Origin of the sequence: Mycolicibacterium hodleri (assembly GCF_025822245.1) — a bacterium.
Lineage (GTDB): Bacteria > Actinomycetota > Actinomycetes > Mycobacteriales > Mycobacteriaceae > Mycobacterium > Mycobacterium hodleri.
The window spans coordinates 16573-35606 of the sequence record NZ_JACKTL010000019.1; the positions used below are offsets into that span (position 1 = coordinate 16573).

General features: G+C 68.7%; 21 protein-coding genes. 16 read left to right on the top strand and 5 right to left on the bottom strand.

The annotated features are described in order from the left end of the window. The first annotated feature begins 123 nt into the window (after window positions 1-123). From H7J06_RS05570 to H7J06_RS05580, 3 genes are all read left to right on the top strand, one after another. Window positions 124-465 (top strand): DUF485 domain-containing protein, encoded by a 342-nt coding sequence (locus tag H7J06_RS05570; RefSeq protein WP_264037653.1) that lies wholly within the window; start codon window positions 124-126, stop codon window positions 463-465. Continuing rightward, entirely contained in the window at window positions 462-2090 is a 1629-nt protein-coding gene (locus H7J06_RS05575; protein WP_264037655.1) for a monocarboxylic acid transporter, read from the top strand. The genes H7J06_RS05570 and H7J06_RS05575 overlap by 4 nt, the downstream gene beginning before the upstream one ends. 69 nt (window positions 2091-2159) lie before the next feature. Beyond that, window positions 2160-3359, top strand: coding sequence for an MFS transporter (locus tag H7J06_RS05580; protein WP_264037656.1), 1200 nt, complete (start codon window positions 2160-2162; stop codon window positions 3357-3359). A gap of 10 nt (window positions 3360-3369) precedes the next feature. Here the strand turns inward: H7J06_RS05580 and H7J06_RS05585 are convergent, their stop codons facing one another. Further along, a complete protein-coding gene (locus H7J06_RS05585; protein WP_264037657.1) occupies window positions 3370-4143 on the bottom strand; it encodes an IclR family transcriptional regulator in 774 nt (257 codons plus the stop codon). A gap of 143 nt (window positions 4144-4286) precedes the next feature. Here H7J06_RS05585 and H7J06_RS05590 point away from each other — a divergent pair, with 143 nt between their 5' ends. From H7J06_RS05590 to H7J06_RS05630, 9 genes are all read left to right on the top strand, one after another. Then, window positions 4287-5249 (top strand): hypothetical protein, encoded by a 963-nt coding sequence (locus tag H7J06_RS05590; RefSeq protein WP_264037658.1) that lies wholly within the window; start codon window positions 4287-4289, stop codon window positions 5247-5249. Window positions 5250-5277: 28 nt separating this feature from the next. Beyond that, the gene (locus tag H7J06_RS05595; protein ID WP_264037659.1) at window positions 5278-6219 is read left to right on the top strand and encodes an acetaldehyde dehydrogenase (acetylating); all 942 of its coding nucleotides are present in this window, start codon (window positions 5278-5280) and stop codon (window positions 6217-6219) included. Continuing rightward, a complete protein-coding gene (gene dmpG / locus H7J06_RS05600) occupies window positions 6216-7220 on the top strand; it encodes a 4-hydroxy-2-oxovalerate aldolase (protein WP_264037660.1) in 1005 nt (334 codons plus the stop codon). Before H7J06_RS05595 ends, dmpG begins: the two co-directional genes overlap by 4 nt. A 66-nt stretch (window positions 7221-7286) precedes the next feature. Beyond that, window positions 7287-8837 (top strand): APC family permease, encoded by a 1551-nt coding sequence (locus H7J06_RS05605; RefSeq protein WP_264037667.1) that lies wholly within the window; start codon window positions 7287-7289, stop codon window positions 8835-8837. A 96-nt stretch (window positions 8838-8933) separates the two neighbouring features. Continuing rightward, on the top strand, window positions 8934-9512 hold the full coding sequence (locus tag H7J06_RS05610) for a TetR/AcrR family transcriptional regulator (RefSeq protein ID WP_264037668.1): 579 nt from the start codon (window positions 8934-8936) through the stop codon (window positions 9510-9512). A 2-nt stretch (window positions 9513-9514) separates the two neighbouring features. After that, entirely contained in the window at window positions 9515-10951 is a 1437-nt protein-coding gene (locus H7J06_RS05615; protein WP_264037669.1) for an aminobutyraldehyde dehydrogenase, read from the top strand. Next, a complete protein-coding gene (locus tag H7J06_RS05620; protein ID WP_264037670.1) occupies window positions 10951-11277 on the top strand; it encodes a RedY/HapK family protein in 327 nt (108 codons plus the stop codon). Before H7J06_RS05615 ends, H7J06_RS05620 begins: the two co-directional genes overlap by 1 nt. A gap of 1 nt (window position 11278) precedes the next feature. Further along, window positions 11279-13006 carry a phytoene desaturase family protein gene (locus H7J06_RS05625; RefSeq protein WP_264037671.1) on the top strand — a complete coding sequence of 576 codons (1728 nt, stop codon included), beginning with the start codon at window positions 11279-11281 and terminating at the stop codon, window positions 13004-13006. A 2-nt stretch (window positions 13007-13008) separates the two neighbouring features. Then, the gene (locus H7J06_RS05630; RefSeq protein ID WP_264037672.1) at window positions 13009-14760 is read left to right on the top strand and encodes a dihydroxy-acid dehydratase; all 1752 of its coding nucleotides are present in this window, start codon (window positions 13009-13011) and stop codon (window positions 14758-14760) included. Window positions 14761-14767: 7 nt separating this feature from the next. On the opposite strand, the gene H7J06_RS05635 is transcribed toward H7J06_RS05630, so the two are convergent. After that, entirely contained in the window at window positions 14768-14938 is a 171-nt protein-coding gene (locus H7J06_RS05635; protein WP_264037674.1) for a DUF5302 domain-containing protein, read from the bottom strand. A 19-nt stretch (window positions 14939-14957) separates the two neighbouring features. Continuing rightward, complete coding sequence (locus H7J06_RS05640; RefSeq protein WP_264037675.1) at window positions 14958-15404, bottom strand: PPOX class F420-dependent oxidoreductase; 447 nt, start codon at window positions 15402-15404, stop codon at window positions 14958-14960. A 107-nt stretch (window positions 15405-15511) separates the two neighbouring features. Between H7J06_RS05640 and H7J06_RS05645 the strand changes: the two genes are divergently transcribed. After that, the gene (locus H7J06_RS05645) at window positions 15512-16036 is read left to right on the top strand and encodes a DUF1697 domain-containing protein (protein ID WP_264037676.1); all 525 of its coding nucleotides are present in this window, start codon (window positions 15512-15514) and stop codon (window positions 16034-16036) included. After that, on the top strand, window positions 16033-16854 hold the full coding sequence (locus H7J06_RS05650; protein WP_264037677.1) for a class I SAM-dependent methyltransferase: 822 nt from the start codon (window positions 16033-16035) through the stop codon (window positions 16852-16854). Before H7J06_RS05645 ends, H7J06_RS05650 begins: the two co-directional genes overlap by 4 nt. Here H7J06_RS05650 and H7J06_RS05655 read toward each other — a convergent pair. Then, window positions 16851-17216 (bottom strand): Rv1152 family transcriptional regulator, encoded by a 366-nt coding sequence (locus H7J06_RS05655; RefSeq protein WP_264037678.1) that lies wholly within the window; start codon window positions 17214-17216, stop codon window positions 16851-16853. The genes H7J06_RS05650 and H7J06_RS05655 overlap by 4 nt on opposite strands. 36 nt (window positions 17217-17252) lie before the next feature. Between H7J06_RS05655 and H7J06_RS05660 the strand changes: the two genes are divergently transcribed. Beyond that, entirely contained in the window at window positions 17253-17966 is a 714-nt protein-coding gene (locus tag H7J06_RS05660) for an NAD-dependent deacylase (RefSeq protein WP_264037679.1), read from the top strand. Here the strand turns inward: H7J06_RS05660 and H7J06_RS05665 are convergent. After that, a complete protein-coding gene (locus H7J06_RS05665) occupies window positions 17963-18253 on the bottom strand; it encodes a hypothetical protein (RefSeq protein ID WP_264037681.1) in 291 nt (96 codons plus the stop codon). The genes H7J06_RS05660 and H7J06_RS05665 overlap by 4 nt on opposite strands. A 340-nt stretch (window positions 18254-18593) precedes the next feature. On the opposite strand from H7J06_RS05665, the gene H7J06_RS05670 reads away from it, so the two are divergent. Next, window positions 18594-19031 (top strand): hypothetical protein, encoded by a 438-nt coding sequence (locus tag H7J06_RS05670; RefSeq protein ID WP_264037682.1) that lies wholly within the window; start codon window positions 18594-18596, stop codon window positions 19029-19031. The last annotated feature ends 3 nt before the right edge of the window (window positions 19032-19034 follow it).

Sequence of the window (19034 nt, forward strand, 5' to 3'; positions counted from 1 at the left end):
GCCGACCGTTCACCGCAGGTGGTCCCGGCTTCGGCGTCCGATCCTGCGAATCTGCTGAGTGTGTGACGTGAGTCTCACTAGCCTCAAGGCTGCGATCTCACTTCCAGCGTCAGGAGCACCGCGGTGGCGACCACCGATAGTCCGACGGCCAACACGGCCCAGCAATTCGTCGACATGCAGGCCAGCCCCGAGTTTCAGGAGTTGCGAACACGTCTGCGCCGCTTCGTCTTTCCGATGACGGCGTTCTTCCTCATCTGGTACGCCACCTACGTTCTCCTCGGGGCGTTCGCCCACGACTTCATGGCTACTCCGGTATTCGGCAACGTCAACGTCGGGCTGCTCATCGGCCTCGGACAATTCCTCACCACGTTCCTCATCACCGGCATCTACGTGCGGTTCGCCAACCGCGAGCTCGATCCCAGGGCAGCGGCTATCCGCGCCGAGATGGCGGGTACCGAGCGATGACACTCCTGGCAGCCACCGAGACCGTCGGCAACCCGGCGGCCAACATCGGCATCTTCGCGCTGTTCGTCGTCATCACGATGGTCGTGGTGATCCGGGCCAGCAAGAAGAACGCGACGGCCGAAGAGTTCTTCACTGGCGGCCGGGCGTTCTCCGGCCCCCAGAACGGCATCGCCATCGCCGGCGACTACCTGTCCGCGGCCAGCTTCCTCGGCATCGCAGGCGCCATCGCCGTCTACGGTTACGACGGCTTCCTGTATTCGATCGGATTCCTCGTCGCATGGCTGGTCGCCCTGCTGCTGGTGGCCGAATTGATGCGCAACACAGGACGATTCACGATGGCCGACGTGCTGAGCTTCCGGCTCAAGCAGCGTCCGGTGCGGATGGCAGCGGCCACGTCGACCCTGACGGTGTCGCTGTTCTACCTGCTCGCGCAGATGGCCGGGGCCGGTGGCCTGGTGGCACTGCTGCTCGACGTGCAAAGCAGGAGCGGCCAGTCCGTGGTCATCGCCGTCGTCGGCCTGCTGATGATCGTCTACGTTCTGGTCGGCGGCATGAAGGGCACCACCTGGGTGCAGATCATCAAGGCGGTGCTGCTGATCACCGGGGCCGGCGCGATGACGGTCATCGTGTTGGTCAAGTTCGGGCTCGACTTCTCGGAGATCCTCGGCTCGGCGCAGCAGGCGATCTCGGGCGCCACCACCGCCGGCGTGGCCAACCGCGACGTCTTGGCGCCCGGCGCCCAGTACGGCGGCTCGTTCACCTCGCAGATCAACTTCATCTCACTGGCGATCGCCCTCGTGCTCGGCACGGCGGGTCTGCCGCACGTGCTGATGCGCTTCTACACCGTGCCCACGGCCAAGGAAGCCCGCCGGTCGGTGGTGTGGGCGATCGCGCTGATTGGTGCGTTCTACCTCTTCACCCTGGTGCTCGGCTACGGCGCCGCCGCACTGGTCGGGCCCGACCGCATCCTCGCCGCGGCGGGCGGGGTGAACTCCGCGGCACCGCTGCTGGCGTTCGAACTCGGCGGCGTGGTCCTGCTCGGCGTCATCTCCGCGGTCGCCTTCGCGACGATCCTCGCGGTCGTCGCCGGGCTCACCATCACCGCGTCGGCCTCGTTCGCCCACGACATCTACGCCAGCGTGCTGAAGAAGGGTCAGGTCAGCGAGAGCGAGCAGGTCCGGGTCTCCCGGATCACGGCGGTCGTGCTGGGTGTGCTGGCGATCGGGCTCGGCATCCTCGCCAACGGCCAGAACGTCGCCTTCCTGGTGGCACTGGCGTTCGCGATCGCCGCGGCGGCCAACCTGCCGACCATCGTCTACTCCCTGTACTGGAAGCGGTTCAACACCCGCGGTGCGCTGTGGAGCATGTACGGCGGACTGATCTCGACGCTGGTGCTGATCGTCTTCTCGCCGGCGGTGTCGGGTGCGAAGACGGCCATGATCCCGGGCGTCGACTTCGCCTGGTTCCCGCTGGCCAACCCCGGCATCGTGTCGATCCCGCTGGCCTTCCTGCTCGGCATCGTCGGCACCATGACCTCCAAGGTGCCCGGCGATCCCGTGCTCGACGCCGAGATGGAGGTCAGGTCGCTCACGGGCGTCGGCGCGGAGAAGGCGATCTCACACTGACCGCGGCGGGGCGCCGGGAAGCCCCGGCACCCCCGGCGCGTTGAGGGCAACGTGCCTACGATCAGCAAAGTGACCGAACAGCTGCCCACGCCCGTGCGCCAGCGGTTCGGGTTCGCCCTGCTGGCGTATGCATTTGCGGCGATCATGGTGGGCACCACCCTGCCGACGCCGATGTATGCGCTCTACTCGGACCGCATGCACTTCCAGGTGCTGACCACCACGGTGATCTTCGCCACCTACGCCGTCGGCGTGCTCGCCGCGCTGCTCCTGTTCGGCCGGTGGTCCGACGCGCTCGGAAGGCGGCCCGTGTTGCTGGCCGGCGCCGGTTTCGCCCTGGCCAGCGCCGTGGTGTTCCTGTTCGCCGACGACGTGCCGCTGCTGTTGGTGGGCCGGGTGCTCTCGGGCCTGTCCGCCGGCATCTTCACCGGAACCGCGACCGCCGCCATCGTCGAAACCTCGCCGTCGCATCAGCGCGACCGGGCGACGGCCGTCGCGACCGTCGCCAACATCGGCGGCCTCGGTGCAGGTCCGCTGCTCGCGGGCGTGCTGGTGCAGTACGCGCCCGGCCCGTTGCAGCTGTCGTTCGTCGTGCACATCGTGCTGGTGCTGCTGGCCGTCGGCGCGGTGTGGGCGGTCCCTGAGACGTCGTCGCGCACCGGAACACTTGGGCTGCAACGCCTCTCGGTGCCAGCGGAGATGCGCCCCGTCTTCCTGACCGCGGCGACCGCGGCGTTCGCCGGCTTCTCCGTCACGGGCCTGTTCATGGCGGTGGTACCGACGTTCGTCCGATCGGTCATCGGGATCGAGAACCACGCCGTCGCCGGTCTGGTGGCGAGCTCCATCTTCGTCGCCTCGGCGATCGTCCAGCTACCGGCTCGTCACATCCCACCGCGCCGGGCTGTCGCGATCGGCTGCGCGATCCTGGTCGTCGGCATGGTGATGCTGGCCGTCGCGCTGTACCTGGCGTCGCTGCCGCTGCTGGTCGTCGCTGGCGCGGTGGCCGGCATCGGGCAGGGCATCAGCTTCAGCCGCGGCCTGGCCGCCGTCGCCGAACTGGTACCGGCCGACCGCCGCGCGGAGGTCAGCTCGACGTACTTCGTCGTGGCCTACGTGGCCATCTCGCTGCCGGTGATCGCCGAGGGCTTCGCTTCTCAGCACCTGGGGTTGCGCACCGCCGGGGTCAGCTTCGCCGTCGCCACCGCGGTGCTCGCCGCCGTCTGTCTCGTCGGGGTCGTGCTGCAGGAACGTCGGGTAGCCGTCGCTACATGACGGCGGTCCGTCACGGCAGCTTGGCCGCGATCTCGCGCGCGCCCGCGACCACCTGGGTGCCCGCGTGCGCCAGGCTCTCGGCAGTCAGCCGGTGGGTCAGGAAGCTGATGCTCAGCGCGTAGCGCGACGGTGCCCCGTTCGCGGTGGGCACGGCGGCGGCCACGCAGGTGAGTTCCTCGGCGGCCTCTTCGCGGTCGACCGCGAAGCCCTGCTCGCGAATCTCCGTGATCTCCGCGGCCATGTTCTTCATCGAGGTGATCGTGTGTGCGGTCAACTCCGGGAGCCCGGCCGAGGCGACGACGTCGTGCCAGACGCTGTCGGGCATCGTCGCCAAGAGTGCCTTGCCCAACGCCGACGCGTGCCACGGGTCGGTCTGGCCCACGTCGCTGACCTTCTTCACCGCACGCCTGCCTTCGACGACTTCGAGGATGACGACGCTGCGGTCCTTGTGCACGGCGAAGTTCACGGTCTCGTTGAACTCGTTCACCAGCCGCTCCATGGTGGGGATCACCGCGTCGGAGGGAACCTGGTTGGAGAAGGCCCGCTGGCCGAGCCGGAAGATCTCCCAGCCCAGTCGGTACTGGTTGGCGTTGAAGCGTTCGACGTAACCGAGCGAGGACAGACTGTTGAGGTAACGCAGCACCGTCGCCTCGTTTAGCTCTGTGCGCCTTGCTATTTCGGTGAGATTTCCGACCTCGGAGTCCGCCACCGCGGTGAGAATCCTGGCCGTGCGTTCGACGCCGATCAGGCTGGTGGACTTCTCCGATGCCGCAGCTGTTTTCACTCAGTGAAGGTTACCAGTACCCAGTGAATCGCCCGTTCCGGTTGACAGCGTGACCCACGTCTCCTAGATTTCATTCAGCGCAGTTAGATATCACTCAGTGAAACTTCCGGATGATGCGCCATCCGGCCTTCGAAGGAGAAGCGATGCCCACCGCAGCCGACAGCCGTCGTTCCAAGGTCGACGGGGCCAGCATCCTGGCCGCACAAGACCTCTTGACGGCCGACGACTACGCCCTCACCCCGTCGACCAAGGCGTTCGACGACGGCGGCAAGTATCGCCTGGAAATCTCTGGGGTCGAACGACTTTCGACCATGGAGGCCATGCTCGACGAGGCCGACGAGCAGGGGGTGTTCATCCACCGTGCCATCGCCTTCGGCGGCGGTACCACGTTGCTCACCACGAGCGAGCTGGCCGACGTCGCCGCCCTGTCCGCGGAGCGCGGGATCGAACTGATCGCCGTTCCCGGGCCGCGCACCGGGTGGGACCTCGGCCGCCAGGCGCTGAGCACGGAGGGTCAGGCCGGCGGGCGACGCGTCCGCGGCCTGGACAACATCCGTTACCTGCTCGACGACTACCTCCGCATCTTCTCCACCGGCATCCGCGGCGTATTGGTCTGGGACGAAGGGGTTCTCGACATCCTGAACAAGGCGCGCGACGCCGGCCACATCCCGGCGGACGCCAAGTTCAAGATCTCGGTCTACGCCGGTCACGCCAACCCCGCCTCCATCCGGATCCTGCAGGATCTCGGCGCCGACAGCGTCAACCCCGTCGGCGACCTCTCGCGCCCGATGCTGGCTGCCATCCGCAACTCCGTCGACGTCCCGCTCGACGTCTGGGCCGAGACCTTCGAGTCCTTCGGCGGTATGAACCGGCTCTGGGAGGCCGGCGACATCGCGCGCGTCGCGGGACCGGTCTACTTCAAGATCGAGCCCGGCGAGTCGGAGGCGGTCATGTACAACGGCTGGGTTCGCCCCGAGTTCCACGCCGACCTGGTCCGCCACAAGGTCCGCCACGCCGCGATCCTCAACGAGCTGGTGCAGACCAGCGCTCCCGACGTCGCGGTCTCACCGAAGCCGCGGCCCGTGGCGCACGCGCACACCAACTGACACCGCGACGACGACGAACGGAGGAATGATGACTCGACGTCATCGGGCCGCCATCATCGGGTCGGGGAACATCGGCACCGACCTGTTGATGAAGCTGCGCCGCTCGAGCGTGCTCGACGTCGCGGCGATGGCCGGGATCGACTCGCACAGTGACGGTCTCGCGCGTGCCGCCGCGCTGGACGTGGCGGTCACCGCCGACGGCGTCGACGGTCTGCTGAGGCTCGACGCCTTCGACGACGTCGAGGTGGTGTTCGACGCGACCAGCGCCGGTGCCCATCACGTGAACGACGCGGCGCTGCTGGAGTCCGGCAGGCGAGTCGTCGACCTCACCCCCGCCGCCATCGGTCCGTTCGTCGTACCCGCGGTCAACATGGCGCGCCTCGCGGGTCAGCGGAACCTCAACATGGTGACGTGCGGCGGCCAGGCCACGATTCCGGTGGTCGCGGCGCTGGCCGGTGTGACCGACGTGCACTACGCGGAGATCGTCGCGTCCATCTCGTCACGGTCGGCGGGTCCCGGCACGCGGGCCAACATCGACGAGTTCACCGAGACGACGGCGCGCGCCATCGAGATCGTCGGCGGGGCCACCAGGGGCAAGGCGATCATCGTGCTCAACCCGGCCGAGCCGCCAATGCTGATGCGCGACACCGTCGCCGCGCTGGTGTCGACGGCGGACGAGGACGTGGTCGACTCCGCGGTCACGGCAATGGTCGCCGAGGTGGCGCGCTACGTGCCGGGTTACCGCCTGGCCCAACGCGTTCGCGTCGACCACGTCCCGACGGCGGACCCGCGTCGTCGCCTCGCCGGGGCCGCCGGCCACCTCGACCTGATGCAGGTGACGGTCTTCCTGGAGGTGGAGGGTGCCGCGGACTACCTTCCGGCCTACGCGGGCAACCTCGACATCATGACGGCCGCCGCCGTCCAGGTCGCCGAGCAGTTGGTCACCCTAACCCCCGAGGCGGTCCGATGACCACGGAGGTCTACGTCCAGGACGTGACGCTGCGCGACGGCATGCACGCCGTCGGGCACTCGCTGAGCCTCGACGACGTCAGACGTGTCGCGAGCGCCCTCGACGCCGCGGGCGTCGCCGCGATCGAAGTCGCCCACGGCGACGGATTGGCCGGCGGCAGCCTCACCTACGGGGCGGGCGCGCACGACGACGGCGCCTGGATCGCGGCCGCGGCCGAGGTGGTCCACACCGCCCGTCTGACAACGCTTCTCATCCCCGGCATCGGAACGCTCGACGACCTGCGCGCAGCCGTCGACCTCGGCGTCACCTCGGTGCGGGTCGCGACCCACTGCACCGAGGCCGACATCGCCCGCCAGCACATCGGCACCGCCCGGTCGCTCGGACTCGACGTCGCCGGCTTCCTCATGATGTCGCACCTCACCCCGCCGGACCGGCTGGCCGCCCAAGCCAAGGTGATGGAGGACGCCGGCGCCGAGTGCGTCTACGTGACCGACTCGGCCGGCCGGTTGACGATGACCGGCATCCGCGATCGGGTGCGCGCCTACCGCGAGGTCCTCGCACCGACGACCTCGATCGGGGTGCACGCACACCACAATTTGGCTCTGGGCGTTGCCAATTCGCTGGTGGCGGTCGAGGAGGGCGCGCACCGCGTGGACGCCTCGCTGACCGGTCTCGGTGCGGGCGCGGGCAATTGCCCGCTGGAGGCCTTCGTCGCCGTCGCCGAACTCCACGGATGGCAGCACGGGTGCGACCTGTACGCCCTGATGGACGCCGCCGACGACGTCGTCCGGCCGTTGCAGCAGCGGCCCGTCCGAGTCGACCGCGAAACGCTGACGCTGGGCTTCGCCGGCGTGTACTCCAGCTTTCTCCTGCACGCCGAGCGCATCGCCGCCGACGTCGGCGTCGACACCCGCGACCTGCTCGTCGAAGCCGGCCGCAGGTCGATGGTCGGCGGTCAGGAAGACCTTCTCCTCGACCTCGCACTCGGCACGAGGGGGTGACGGACCGCCGCGCCGCCCGGTCCCCTTGCCTCTTCACACGCCCAAAGACACGAAAGATGAACGACTATGGAGAACGTCACCGCCTCCCTACCCCCGCGCCGGCCCGTTTCGACGTCGCCGACCGGCACCCCGCCCGACACGTCGCCACCTGCCGGGCGGCGCAACCATGGCCTCAAGCAGAACAGCCTCGGCGTGCCGAGCATCTTCTTCTACATCATCGCCGCGGCGTCGCCGCTGACCGTCGTGGTCGCGCTGTTCCCCATCATCATCGGTTCGGGCAACGGCGTCGGGATGCCCGGTGCGTTCGTCATCGCCGCGGTGGTGCTGATGATCTTCGCCGTCGGATACGTGGCGATGAGCCGACACGTCACCAATGCGGGCGCGTTCTACGCCTACGTGACGTTGGGGCTAGGACGCATCCCCGGACTGGGGTCGGCGTTCCTCGCGATCTTCGCCTACAACGCGATCCAGGCCGGGCTGTACGGCGGTTTCGGCTACTACGCCGCCGAGCTGATCAATCCGCGACTGGGCGTCGACGTTCCCTGGTGGGCATACGCATTCGTCGGCCTGCTGTTGTGTCTGGGCCTCGGGGTGCAGGGCGTGCACTCCGGCGCGAAGGTCCTCGGGGTGTTCATGACGCTGGAGGTCACCATGATCACCATCCTCAGCGCGTTCAGCCTGTTCGGTGACGCGGTGCCCGTGTCGCAGTTCTCGTTCGAGCCGTTCGCGCCCAGCGTCGTGCTCGGTGGCGCACTGGGCGTCGCGTTGATGTTCGCGCACGCCTCGTTCATCGGCTTCGAGGGGTCGGCGATCTACGGCGAGGAAGCGCGGGATCCGGCGCGCACCATCCCGCGCGCCACGTATCTGTCGATCGCGTTCATGGGCGTCCTGTACGCGGTGTCGGGCTGGCTCGTCATCAACGCCCTCGGCGTCGACCGGGTCGTCGGGATCGCCACCGAGACGGGTGGCAACTTCATCTTCGTGGCCAGCGACACCATCATCGGCCACAACATCTCCCTGGTCTTTCAGATGCTGATCGTGACCGCGACGTTCGCGGCCATCGTCACCTTTCACAACAACGTCTCGCGCTACACGTTCTCCCTCGGCAGGCAGGGCCTCATCTGGCAGCCGCTCGGCTGGACGCTGCCGCGCCGCCAGACGCCGTGGGTCGCGTCGATCGTCCAGAGCGTGACCGTCGGCGTCGTGATCGCGCTGTTCGCCCTCTTCCGGCAGGATCCGTTCGCGACGCTGTTCACCTGGGCGACGGGCATCGGCACCGTCGGGGTGATCCTGTCGCAGCTGGTCGCGGGCATCGCAATCTTCGCGTTCTTCCGCAGGTCCGACGTCGACAAGCGGCCCTGGAACACCGTGATCGCACCGCTTCTCGCGATCGTGGGACTCGGCGGGTTCTTCGTCCTGACCCTCGACAGCCTCGACGTGCTGCTCGGCGTGCAGGGCACCATGGCGGCGATCATGCTCTCCCTGGTGTTCATCGCCTTCCTCGCGGGTGCGGCCTACGGCGCCTACCTCAAATTCGCGGCACCGTCTCGGTATGCACTGGTCGGGCAGGCGCTCAACGAGCGCGACGTGCCCGAGCCGGCGCCAGAAGCTCAGTAGTCCAACGTCTTTCACCGTTCGCCGCGCGCCGACGCCCGACGTTACGTACATTTGTCCGCAACGATGCGTACGAATGTTCTTAACGAGGGAGTGGGCATGGGATCCGCACCGCGGCGGGCACGTCGACACGACCCCGACAGAAAGGAGCGCATCGTGGCCTCGGCCCTGCAGGTACTCGCCCGCGACGGCGTCGCCGGCATCACCCACCGTGCCGTCGCCGCCGCCGCCGACGTGCCACTGGGCTCGGTCACCTACCACTTCGCGACGCTGGACGACCTCGTCCAGCGCGCATTCGAGGCCCACGTCGACGCGTTGGCCACGCGCTTCGAGGCCCGCCTCGCGGCGTGCGGCGACGGGGACGACATCGTCGAGTGCATCGCCTCGGCGATCACCGACGACCTCGCCAGCCAGCCCAACGAACTCGCCGTCACCTACGAGCTGTACGGCGGCGCCGTACGCAGGCCTGCGATCCGGCACCTGACCCAGCGCTGGATGGAGCGCGCCGAGGATGCCCTCGCGGAGCACTTCGACCGCACCACCGCGCGGCTCGTCGACGTCGTCGTCGAAGGCTTGATGGTGCACACGTCCATTGCGCAACAACCCATGTCGAAAGACGAAGTTCGCGCCCTGCTGGCCATGGCGGCCGGCGGCGCACCCACCACCACCGAGGAGTGAGCATGACCTTCCACACCAAGATGTTCGTCGACGGCACCTGGACCGAGGCGGCCGGCGGCGGCGTCGACCAGGTACTCGCCCCCACCACCGGTGAGGCCTTCGCCGAGATCGCCCGTGGCGGTGCGGCCGACGTCGACCGCGCGGTAGCGGCCGCCGAAGCCGCCTTCCCCGACTGGGCGAGAACACCGGTGGGCGAACGCGCCCGGGCGTTCCTCACCCTGGCCGACCGCGTCGAGGCCGACCAGCGCACGCTGGCCGAGATCGAGTCCCGCAACGTGGGCAAGCCCATCGGTCTCGCACTCGAGGAAATGGAGATGATCCCCGATCACCTCCGGTTCTTCGCGGGCGGCGCCCGCACCATGGAGGGCCGCGCCGCGGCCGAGTTCGTGCGGGGCAAGACGAGCATCATCCGGCGCGACCCCCTCGGTGTCGTCGGCTCGGTCGCACCGTGGAACTACCCCCTGCTGATGGCGATCTGGAAGATCTCCCCCGCCCTTCTCACCGGAAACACGTTGGTGCTCAAACCCTCCGAGCACACGCCCTACTCGGTGCTGCGGCTCGCCGAACTCGCCGAGGACCTCTTCCCGGCGGGTGTGTTCAACGTCGTGACCGGTGACGGCAAGGAGGTCGGCGCCCGGCTGGTCGCCCACCCCCGGGTGCGCATGTCCTCACTCACCGGGTCGGTCGCGACCGGCCGGGCGCTGATGCACGCCTCCGCCGATTCGAACCTCAAGCGGCTGCACCTCGAACTCGGCGGCAAGGCACCGGTGCTGGTGTACTCCGACGCCGACGTCGCGCAGGCCGTCGCCAAGATCACCGAGGGTGCGTTCTGCAACTCCGGACAGGACTGCATGGCTGCGTCCCGGCTCTACGTTCACGACTCCGTGCACGACGAGTTCGTCGCCGGTCTCGAAAAGGCGGTCAAGGAACTGAACTTGGGCGACACCGCCGACGAGAACACCTCGATGGGTCCGGTCATCACCGCAGCCCACCGCGACCGGGTGGAGGGCTTCGTCGAGCGCGCCAAGGCCACCGGGCACACCGAGCTGATCCAGGGCGACAATCCGGGCACCGGTTTCTACACCGCGCCCACCGTCGTCGTCGGCGCGCGTCAGGGCGACGAGATCGTCACCAACGAGGTGTTCGGCCCGGTCACGTCGGTGACGCGGTTCGGCGACGGCGACGACGTGATCGCTTGGGCCAACGACACCGAATACGGCCTTGCCGCATCGGTGTTCACCAACGACCTGTCCCGGGCGATGACCGCGTCCAGCGATCTGCAGTTCGGCACCGTCTGGATCAACGACCACCTGCCCGTCACCCCGGAGATGCCGCACGGTGGCTTCAAGCAATCCGGCAACGGCAAGGACATGTCGGTCTACGCCCTTGAGGAGTACACCGAGGTCAAGCACGTCATGATCAACCGCGAGATCGCCTGATGCCCGTCAGCGCGGTCAACACCTTTCGCCTGCGCCCCGGGGTCACCGCCGAGCAGTTCGAACGGTTCTCGGCCGAACTCGACCGGCCCACGTGCCTGGCGTTCGACGTGGTTTTCGGCTTCGAGGTGTACCTCGTCGACGGAGACGACGGCGAGGGCGCCGACGTCGTCGAGATCATGACCGTCTCGTCGTGGCCCGAATGGGAACGCGTCCGCGATTCCTCACCGCAACTGAAGCCGGTGGTCGAGAAGTTCGACGAACTGGTCCAACCCGGCAGCGTCGTCACGCTGCTGACCCGCAAATCACCGCTGCCGCAGGAGATCTGACATGACCGAACAACCGGAGTACGACGCCGTCATCATCGGTGCGGGCCACAACGGCCTCGTCACCGCCAACTACCTGGCCAAGGCTGGGCAGCGGGTGCTGGTCCTGGAGGCCCGGGACCTGGTCGGCGGGGCCTGCGTCACCGAGGAACTGATCCCCGGCAGCAAGTGGTCGTCGTGCGCGTTCATCGCGGGACTGCTGCGGCCCGAGATCATCGCCGACCTCGAGCTGGCCCGCTTCGGCCTGGACCTGTACCAGGGAGATGCGCTGTCCTTCAGTCTCTTCCGCGACGGCACCTCGTTCACGATGTGGAAGGAGACCGACCGCACGCTGCGCGAGCTGGAGAAGATCAACAAGGACGACGCCCAGGCCTTCCTCGACTTCGGGGTGCGGCTGCAGCGCTTCGCCAGTCTCGTCACCCCCTATCTGCTGTCGCCGCCACCGCAGCGCTCGGAGGTGTTCGCCGCGTTCGAGGCGGCCGGCGAGCAGACGCTGTTCGACGAGTTCACACTGCTGTCGGTCCGCGACCTGCTGGACCGGTACTTCGAAGACGAGCGGCTCAAGAGCATGCTGACGTTCTTCGGGATGGTGTCGATCTTCGGCGGACCCTCCACGCCCGGCACGGCGTACACCTACGGGCACCACTCCTGGGGCGAGTTCAACGGCAACTTCGGCCAATTCGGCCTGGCCCGCGGCGGCATGGGCGCCATCAGCGAGGCACTGGCCGCCGGTGCGCGTCACCACGGTGCGACGATCCGCACCTCGACGCCGGTCGAGAGGGTGATCGTCGAGCGCGGCACGGCCACTGGGGTGCGGCTGACCGACGGAACCGTGATCACCGCCGCCCGGGTGATCTCCAACGCCGACCCCAAGCGGTCGCTGCTCAAGCTCGTCGGACCGGGAGTGCTTCCGGCCAAGCTGGTCCGCGACGTCGAGAACATCGACACCCGCGGCTCGATGGCCAGGATCCACCTCCTGATCGACGAACTGCCGCAATACCTTCCGTTCCCCGACGCCACCGAGGGCCCGCAGCATCACGGACATCAGCTGCTCGGTCCCAGCCGGGAGGCGTTCGAGGAGGCCTACGAGGCGCAGCGGCGCGGGACCTTCCCGAGCACCTTCGTCATCGAGGCGGTCACGCAGTCGGTGACCGACGACTCGCTCGCCCCCGCCGGACTGCACACGATGACCCTGGGCATCCAGCAGCTGCCCTCGGAACTGACCGGGACCACGTGGGCGGCCGAGAAGGAGAAGTGGGCCGACCTCGTCCTCGAGGATCTGTTCACCTACGCGCCGAACCTTCGCGAGCACATCCTCGACCGCGTCGTCATCACCCCCGACGACCTGGACCACGAGTACCTGATCACCGACGGCAACATCTTCCACGGCAGCATGATGCTCGACCAGCTGTTCGGGGCGCGGCCGCTGCCCGAGCTGGCGAATTACCGGACGCCCGTTCGCAACTACTACCTCTGCGGGTCGGGTACCCACCCCGGCGGTGGCGTGATGGGAGCCAACGGCCACAACGCGGCACAGGTCGTCCTCGCGGACGCGTCGGGCACGGCCGCCCCGGTCCGCGCCGGCACCGGGGCCGGTGGCCGCAAGGCGCCGTGGCAGCAACGCGTCGTCGGCGGCCTGATGTCCACCAGGCCTGGACGCTGGGTGGGCTACCGGGCGGCGCGCCAACCCGCGCTGCGCAAGGTCACCGCGTACGCAGCCCGGGTCCGCTGACCGTGACGACGCCCGCAGGCGGGTTGCGCAGCGCCAAATGGTTCGCGGGCAAGGACGTGCCGGGGTTCGTGCACCGCTCGGCCATGCGGGCGTCGGGGTTCTCCCGGATGGCCTTCGAGGGCAGGCCGATCGTGGGCATCTGCAACTCGTGGTCCGAAGTCGTCAACTGCAACATGCACTTTCGCGGTCTGGCCGACTCGGTGCGGCGCGGGGTGCTTGCCGCGGGCGGCTTCCCGCTGGAGTTCCCCACCATGTCACTCGGCGAGCAGTTGATGAAGCCGACCACCATGCTGTTCCGCAACCTGATGGCGATGGACGTCGAGGAGTCAATCCGCGCGTACCCCTTCGACGCCGTGGTCCTGCTCGGCGGCTGCGACAAGACCGTGCCGGCACAGCTGATGGGGGCCGCCAGCGCCGACGTCCCCGCCATCGCGCTGACCGGCGGACCCGCCGCGCCCGCGGTGTTCCGGGGCAAGCAGCTCGGGGTGGGCACCGACCTGTGGGAGTACGTCGACGACGTGCGGGCCGGCCGGATGTCGATGGCCGAGTACGAACAACTGGAGGCCGCGGCGGGACCGTCGCGGGGGCACTGCCCGGAGATGGGCACCGCCTCCACGATGGCCACCCTCGTCGAGGGTCTCGGCATGACGCTGCCCGGCGCCGCGGCCATCCCCGCGATGGACTCCCGCCGGCTGCAGGTGGCCGAGGAGATCGGCGCGCGAGCGGTCGGGTTGGCCGTCGAACGGCTCCGGCCGTCGCAGGTCATGACGCAGGAGGCCTTCGACAACGCCATCACGCTGATGCTCGCCGTCGGCGGGTCGACCAACGCCATCGTGCACCTGCTGGCGATCGCCGGCCGGGTGGGAGTTCCGTTGTCGCTGGACCGGTTTCACGAACTCTCGGCGCGCACCCCGCTGGTGGTCAACGTGCGGCCGGCCGGTGAGCACCTCGTCGAGCAGGTCTTTAACGCCGGCGGAATACCGGCGGTGATGAAGTCGGTGGAGTCGCTGCTGCACACCGACGCCGTCACCGTGACGGGCAAGACCGTGGCCGACAACCTTCCCACCGCCGCGGCGACCGACACCTCGGTGATCGCACCGTTGGACGCGCCGTTCCAGCCGCCGGGCGGCCTCGCGGTGGTGCGGGGCAACCTCGCGCCCAACGGGGCAGTGATCAAGTGCAGCGCCGCCAGCCCCGAACTGCTGGTGCACCGGGGACCGGCCGTGGTCTTCGAGGACATGGCCGATCTGATGCGACGGTTCGACGATCCCGAGCTGGAGGTGACGCGCGACTCGGTGCTCATCCTGCGGTCGGCCGGGCCGCGCGGCGCACCGGGCATGCCGGAGTGGGGTCAGCTGCCCATCCCGAGCAAGCTGCTCACCGAGGGCGTCACCGACATGGTTCGCATCTCCGACGCCCGGATGAGCGGCACCGCCTACGGCACCTGCGTGCTGCACGTCAGCCCGGAGTCGGCGGTGGGCGGCCCCCTCGCCCTCGTTCGCGACGGCGACGTCGTCGCGCTCGACGCCCGCGCCGGGACGCTCGACATGCTGGTGTCCGACGACGAGTTGGCCGCGCGCCGAGCGGCCTGGACGCCCAGACCGTCACGTCACAACCGGGGGTACGCCTCGATGTACGTCGAGCGCGTGCTTCAGGCGGACCGGGGCTGCGACTTCGACTTCCTCGTCGGCCGATCGGAGCGTCCCGAGGACGAGCCGGAAGCGATCTTCGAGGGTTGGGTCGGCGGGTGGTGACCCGGGGCTAGCCGCTCTTGCGGCGGAACTCGCGGTGAGCCTCGGCGGGGCCGGTCGAGCGCGGGCCGTGCTTGCGTCCGCCGTCTTTGTGGTCGGACCCGCCGCCGGCGTTGGCCTTCTTGCGCTCGAGCGCCTCGCGGAACTTGCGCTTGTTCTCGTCTTCGGGTTGCTCGGCCATGCGTTGAGACTAGCGCGTGTCAGCGCATGCCAGGCGGCATGCCGTAGAGATGGTGGATCGGCATCGTCATCAAGACCCGTCGGTCGTCGACCATGGCCCGGCGGTAGTCGTCCCAGTCGGGGTGATCCTTGCCGGCGATGTTGCGGTACAACGCAATCAGGCCCTCGACGGTGTCGTCGTGCGGATTGCTCGCGGGCGGGGTCAGGATCGCGTCGCCCTCGGCGACCGCGTATGCCCAGCCGTCGTCGGAGCTGACGTGAATCGACGCCCGCGGGTCGCGGCGCAGGTTGCGGGTCTTGGCGCGCGGCTCCGTGATCGACACCGACATCGTCAGCTCCCGCGGGTCGAAGTGGTAGGACACGTTGGACAGCTGGGGCCTGCCGTCCCGTTTGACCGTCGCGAGAACGCCCAGCGAGTTGCCGCCGATCAAGGCCAGGAGCTTGTCGTCGAACACGTCGCGCGTCATGGTGGCCAGCGTACGACCGTGGCGCGGCGTGTGGTCGGATTCGGCCTCGCCGGCTCCTACCATGGAGCCATGAACACCGTTGCGGGAACCACGCTGCCGGAGTTCGGGTGACGCGCTACGTCGCCTTCCTCCGTGGCGTCAACGTCGGCGGAGTCAATCTCAAGATGGCCGAGGTCGCGCGGGCGCTGACCGACGCCGGCTTCACCGACGTCGAGACGATATTGGCCAGCGGAAACGTGCTGGTGACGAGCAAGGCCAAGGTCGACGCGGTGCGGACCACGGCCGAGACGGCGCTGCGCGACGCCTTCGGCTACGACGCCTGGGTGCTGGCGTACGACCGGGACGCGGTCGCCGACGTCTCGGCCCGGTTTCCCTTCGAGCGCGAGGTCGACGGCCACCACTCCTACGTCACCTTCGTCACCGACGCCGACGTACTCGACGAGCTCGCGGCGCTGGCCGCCGACGCGGGGCCGGACGAGCTGATCGAGCGCGGCGACGGCGTCGTGTACTGGCAGGTGCCCAAGAGCGGCACGCTGGACACCACCATCGGACGGACCATGGGCAAGAAGCGGTACAAGTCCTCGACCACCACCCGCAACCTACGAACCATCGAGAAGGTGCTCGCACGATGAAGGTGAACGTCGACCTGTCCGGAGTCTCCGAGACCGCACTGCTGACGTTGCAGGTTCGGGCGCACGAAGCCCGCCGGGCCGACGGCATCATCGACGATCCGATGGCGGTCCAGCTCGTCGACTCCATCGAGTTCGACTTCGCCAAGTTCGGCTATACCCGCCGCCAGGACATGGCGGTGCGGGCACTGGCCTTCGACGGCGCCACCCGCGACTACCTGCGCGAGCATCCCTCGGCGACGGTCGTGGCGCTCGCCGAGGGGCTGCAGACCAGCTTCTACCGGATCGACGCCGGCGACGTCGGCCACCAATTCCGTTGGCTGACGGTCGACTTCCCGCCGGTGACCCAGCTGCGCGAGAAGCTGCTGCCGACGTCGGACCGGGTGTCCGTCTGCGCCCAGTCGGCGCTGGACTACGGCTGGATGGACCGGGTCGAGCAGACCGACGGCGTGTTCATCACCGCCGAGGGCCTGTTGATGTACCTGCAGCCGACCGACGCCATGGGTCTGATCACCGAGTGTGCGCGGCGCTTTCCCGGCGGCCGGATGATGTTCGACCTGCCACCGTCGTGGTTCGCCGCACTGGCCCGCCGGGGCGGCCTGTGGACCTCCACCCGCTACCGGGTGCCGGCGATGCCCTTCGGCATGTCGCCGTCGGAGGCCGCCCGGCTCGTCGACGTCGTGCCGGGCGTCCGCGCGGTTCACGACGTGCCCTATCCCCGTGGGCGCGGTCGCGTGCTCAACGCGGTGCTGTCCGGGATGCAGCGCGTCCCGTTGCTCGACCCGGTCCGGCCGTCGCTGACCCTCCTCGAATTCGGCTAACCGAGCGCCGTTTCCACGTAGCGCAGCGCGTCGTCCTTGCAGATTCCGAGCGCCTTGGCCGCCGCGGCGAAGGTGTGCGCGGCGGTCGCCATCGCCGCATCCGCGGGATCGATTCGCGCCACGAACGTTCCGAATCTGCCGCGCGTCTCCAACAGACCCGCCGCCTCAAGCTCCCGGTACGCACGCGCCACCGTGTTCACCGCCATGTTCAGCTGGTGCGCCAGCTCACGGACGGTCGGCAGCCTCGTGCCGGGCGGCAGCCTGCCGTCCCGCACGCCCGCGATGATCTGCGTGCGCAGCTGGTCGAACAGCGGCCTGGCCCCGTCCGGGTCGACCCGGACCCACTCCCCCAAATCCCCCACGTGCCCAGTATCACAAAAAGCGGCTACTTTGGTGGCGTGCGAGTGACGGTGCTCAGCGGAGCGGGGATGTCCGCGGAGAGCGGCGTTCCGACGTTTCGCGACGTCGAGACGGGTCTGTGGGCCAAGGTCGACCCCTACGAAATCTCCAGTTCCGACGGCTGGCGTCGTCATCCGGAGAAGGTCTGGGCGTGGTACCTGTGGCGCCACTACATGATGAAGGCGGTCGGGCCGAACGACGGCCATCGCGCGGTGGCGGCCTGGCAGGACGGCGCCGAGGTGCAGGTGGTCACCCAGAACGTCGACGATCTGCACGAGCGGGCCGGCAGTGGCCGGGTGTACCACGTGCACGGCAGCCTCTTCAGCTTCCGCTGCGACCGTTGCGAGGCGCCATACGGGGGTCCGCTGCCCGCGATGCCGGCTCCGGTGGAGACCGTCGCACCGCCCAGGTGTGGTTGCGGCGGCATGATCCGGCCCGACGTGGTCTGGTTCGGCGAGCCCCTACCGTCCGACGAGTGGGATCGTTCGGTGGAGGCGGTCACCCGCGCGGACGTGGCGATCGTGGTCGGCACGTCGGCGATCGTCTACCCGGCGGCGGCCCTGCCCGAACTGGCGCTCGCCGAGGGCATCCCCGTCGTGGAGGTCAACCCCGAGGAGACTCCGTTGTCGGATCGGGTCACCATCTCACTGCGGGAGACGTCGGCGTCGGCGTTGCCGGGGCTGCTTCAGCGGTTGCCCGCCCTCCTCGGCTAGGGGCACTGCCCGTTGTTCACGCATCCGGGCGCGGCGGTCGCCTTGTACGTGGGCGCGGCCATCGGGGTCGCCAGCGTCGTGGGCGCAATCTCGTTGGTGGTCTCGGGGGCTTGGACGACCGTCGCCGGGAGCTTCATCGCCGACGCCGTCGGCTGGACGTAGCTGGTGTCGGTAGGCGAGTCACCGGAACCCCCGGCGACGACGTCGGGCGAGGCGCCCGGGCCCATGATGGACACGACGGCGCCGGCGACGACGAGAGAGCCGCAGGCGATTGTCGCGGCAGCCAATTTAATACGTTCGACGGTCATTTCTCCTCCAACGATTCAGTGGCCCACAGTCGGCGAATGCGACCGGCCATAGAAGAAGTCAACCGCGACGAGCGGCCCGCGTCTAGTACTTCCAAAGCTATCCGAAGCGCACTGTCAGGAGTTGAACATATTGGGCAGCAACGCAATTCGCACTTTGCCCGGCGTCACGAATCCCGCACGCCCGGGGCCGGCAGCACAGCCGACATTTGGATTCAACGCCGCTGGCGAACGCAGTATTCCCGCACGCACCGTCTTTCGCCGTTGTCCTGCGAACGGTCGACGTTTGGCACAGAATTCTGGCCACTGCAATGGAGGAATCATGACCGTAGTCCGTGGATTGACGGCAACCCTGATCGCCGCCGGGGTATCGGTGGGGTTGGCGGGCCCGGCCTGGGCCGACGACTTCAGCGGCAGGTACACGTTGGACCTGATCGGCGCCGGAGCTCACACGTCCTGGACGGTCCGTTCCACCTGTCCCCCGTCGCGCCAGTGCGTCGCGCACATCACCAGTTCCAGCGGATGGAGCGGCGACGCGCAGCTGGCAGGCGGGCGATGGACGATGACGGTCGACAGGCCGGACGGCCACAGCTGCCCCGACGGCACCCGCGGCGCGGAGTTGCAGACGTGGTCATGGGACGCGATCAGCCTCAGGGGTCAGGTAAGTGGCGTCTCGGCCGAATCCGCGACCTGTCCGGTGGGTCCCGCCAACGACTTCACCCTGAGCAAGACGGTCCCGGGCGCCGTCAGACCCGTCTAGCCG